General features: G+C 67.9%; 2 protein-coding genes. Both read right to left on the reverse strand.

Features of this window, described 5'->3' with window-relative positions; translation table 11 throughout:
- Positions 1-648 precede the first annotated feature (648 nt).
- Entirely contained in the window at positions 649-3,192 is a 2,544-nt protein-coding gene (locus GWK61_RS53280) for a glycoside hydrolase family 32 protein (protein WP_228564478.1), read from the reverse strand.
- Positions 3,193-3,202: 10 nt separating this feature from the next.
- On the reverse strand, positions 3,203-3,492 hold a 290-nt coding region (locus tag GWK61_RS53285), incomplete at its 5' end, for a PfkB family carbohydrate kinase (RefSeq protein ID WP_228564479.1).

Genomic DNA, 3,492 nt, shown 5'->3' on the forward strand with positions numbered 1-3,492 from the left:
CCGCACCAGCCCCCGCGCCATCAAACGCGCCCGCAACCGCTACAGCCTCCGACCCGCCGACTCCATCGGCAAACCCATCAGCTACCGCATCCCACCCCGAACCCTCACCCCACAACCAATACTTGCATGACACAACCAACGGCATTGCGAGGAGGCCCGCCAGAGGCCTCAACGCACCCACCAAACGCGGCCGCCGCCCGCCAGACCAAACGCATGCGCAGTGACTCGGACCGACGCGCGGTCGTGCACGCCAAAACCGCCAGCCGCCAGCGCACCGCCACAGCAACCAGAACCGCCGCGCGATCGTGCCGACGAACACCGGCGGCCGCCCGCGCACCGCCCAGAGACTCGAACTGCCGCGCGATCGTGCCCACGAACACCGGCCGCCGCCAGCGCGCCACCCCCAGCGCCTCGGACCGGTGCGCGGTCGTGCTCGCTAATACCGGCGGCCGCCAGCGCGACCTGCGGGGCACAACCGAACTGCGTCCCCTGCGAAGCCATCCAACCATTAGCGAAGCCGTAAAAATCGCCTGTAAAACCACAGGCCAACCGCACCCCGGGCACCCCAGCGACCACACCACCCGCTTGCCGGTAACCAGTGCCGACAGCGACAGCGGCACCGGCACCGGCACCGGCAAGCACCACAGATCAAAGCCAGATCGAGCCCAGCCTCCAGACCTTCAGCCCCGCGACAGTGCCGCGCCCGCCGTCGGCGAAGGCGTCCAAGCCGGTGCTCGACGGATCGGGGAAGATCTGCGTCGTCAGCACACGCGTGCCGTCGGCGGTGTACACCTCGACGGACGAGGCGTCGACCAGGATGTGCAACGCGAGCGCCCCGTTGTGCAGCGCCACCGGTGCCGATGCCACCGACGGGAACGCCGGATCGAAGCCGACGTCGCCGGAGGCGGTGCGATCCACGAACAGTTGCCCGCTAGTCGCGTCGTAGCCGATGCGAGTGTGCTGGCCGGTCGGGCCTGTGCGGATGTCCAGGCCGACCTGGCGCGCGCCGTGCGGCCTAAGGGTGACCCGCGCCTCGAACTCGGGGCCGGCGCCTGCCGGGATCGGTACGGTCGCGGAGTCGAGCTGGATCGCCGGGCTCGAATACTGCGATTGGCGCAGCCCGCTCAGCGAGATCGGCTGCTGCGTGAGCTGCACCCGCCCGTCGATCGTCCGCAGGCTCAGGCGCCTCGGCACGGTGTCAGCGCTGCGCCACGGCGAGGTCGGGACGCTCTGCCCGTACTGCCAGTTGTTCATCCAGCCCACCATGATCCGGCTGCCGTCCGGCGTGTCGTTGAAGGTGCTGCTGGCATAGAAGTCGGGTCCGTAGTCGATCCAGTGCGCACGCTGGATCACGGACAACGCCGGGGCAGAGGCGGCGGTGAAGTCGTCGGCGAGGATGTGGCCCCAGCCGCCGGTGTTGTGGTCGACGATCTGGATCTGCGCCTGCTTGCCAATCAGGTTGTGCAGGTCCCAGGAGGTCCAGTCGAGGTTCTCGCTGTTGGAGCCGGTGGCCGAGCGGACGACGGTGCCGTTAACGACGAGGTTCACTGAGGTCTGATCGTCCTTCGGTTCGGCTTTCTGGTCGGAGAAAACAATGTCGCCGACCATCAGGTGGCCCCAGCCCCCGGTGGCGGAGTCCACGACCTGAATCTGCGCCTGCCGACCCGCGTAAGCGCTGACGTCCCAGTTGGTCCAGTCGAGCTGACCGCTGTTGGTGCCGGTGGCACTGGCCACGACTTTGCCGCCGATCAGCAAGTTCACGGCGGTCGGTCCCGCGCCGCTCCAAGGGTGGTCGCCGCCGGCGACCTGCAGGGCGATGTAGTGGGTGTTGATGGTGAAGGCTGGCGAGGTGACGGTTCCGGTGCCGGGGTCGCCGGCCGGCGAGAAGGTGTCCAAGACGCGCGGCGTCAGCTGGTTCGGCAGCTGTTCGGTGAACGGGCCGGAGCCTACGAAAGCGCCGGTAGCACTCCAGCCTTCGTCGGCGTAGGTGGCGCCTGCGGACCAGTCCTGGAACAGGGTTCCGGGCGGCGGGCTGCCGTCGCCGGCGCCCGGGACGTAAGGATGGTCGCCGCCGCCGACCAGGAAGTTGAGATAAGGCTTCGTGACCGTGAACGTCGGCGAGGTCAGCTCGCCGGTAGACGCGTCGCCACCGTTGAAGGAGTTCGCCAGGCCAGGCGGGGTGAAGCCGGTGACGGGCTGCTGGCCGGGGAGCGTGCCGACGGCGGGGCCGGTACCGAAGGCGGTGCCGGTCGCCGTCCAGTCCCCGTAGCCGGAGCCGGAACCAGAGCCGGAACCAGCTCCAGGCGTGTCGAAGTCCTGGAGACTGACACCCTGCGGCGGGCTGTAGGGCGCGTCGTCATCGGTGAAAGTAGTGCCGTCGAAACCACCGACGAAGTACTGCACACCGGACCCGCCGGCCGGCGCGCCGGGGTTGGTCCCGACCACTAGCACCCACTTGGTGTGCGCCGGATCTCCGTCCACCGGCAGCGGGAACAAATCAGGGCACTCCCAAGCGCCGCCAACCGCCCCGGCCGGACCGAAGTCGGACAGGTGCGTCCAGGACTTGAGGTCCTTCGAGCTGTAGAACGACACCTTGTGCTGATCCGACAGCGCAACGGTCATCAACCACGACTTCGTGGGCTGATACCAGAAGACCTTCGGGTCACGAAAGTTCTGCGACCCGATGTCCAGCACCGGATTCCCGCTGTACTTGGTCCAGGTCGTGCCGCCGTCGAGGCTGTAGGCCAGCGACTGGGCCTGCTTACCGGTGGCCTTGTAAGCACTGGTGTAGATCGCCACGAGCGGCGGGTTCGCTGTGGTGCCCAGGCCGGAGGAATCGGTGCGATCGAACACGACGCTGCCGGAGAACACCATCTCGTTGTCGTCCTGCGGACTCGCGAGCGGCAACTGCTTCCAGTGGACGAGATCGGTGCTCACGGCGTGGCCCCAGGACATGTTGCCCCAGGTGTCGCCGCTCGGGTTGTACTGGAAGAAGAGGTGGTACTGACCCTTGTAGTAGATGAGGCCGTTGGGGTCGTTCATCCAGTTCTGCTGGGGCGAGAAGTGGAACTGGGGACGGTAGGGCTCGTGGTAGACGGTGGCGGCTGATGCCGGTGGGCCGGTGACGGCCGCTGAGATGAGCAGGGCGAGGCAGGCTGCTAGAAGGCTGATGCGGCGTCTGGGCATGAGCATTGGTACCTCCCTAAAGAGAAACTGCTGCTGGGGCATCGAGTTCGGCTCTGGTGGGTGGATCGGATCCGCGGCGTCCGCAGGTGATGGCTGCGGCGAGCGCGGCGTCGGTGAGGAGTGAGGTGAGCGCGTCCAGGTCGATGGCCCGCAGGGGGTCGCGTGCCGACGCGCCGAGGAGGTGCCGGTCGTGCAGGCCCGCAAGCAGGGCACTCATATACGCATCACCAGCCCCCACGGTGTCGACCACCTCGACCGGAAACGCCGGCACCTCGACAACCCCCGCCCCGCAAGCCGCGACCGCCC

The sequence above is a fragment of the Catenulispora rubra genome, assembly GCF_015356825.1.
Lineage (GTDB): Bacteria > Actinomycetota > Actinomycetes > Streptomycetales > Catenulisporaceae > Catenulispora > Catenulispora rubra.

What these genes read in the sequence shown, in the direction of transcription:
- GWK61_RS53280 (WP_228564478.1), bottom strand. Translation starts at nt 3,192, where the DNA reads ATGCTCATGCCCAGACGCCGCATCAGCCTTCTAGCAGCCTGCCTCGCC.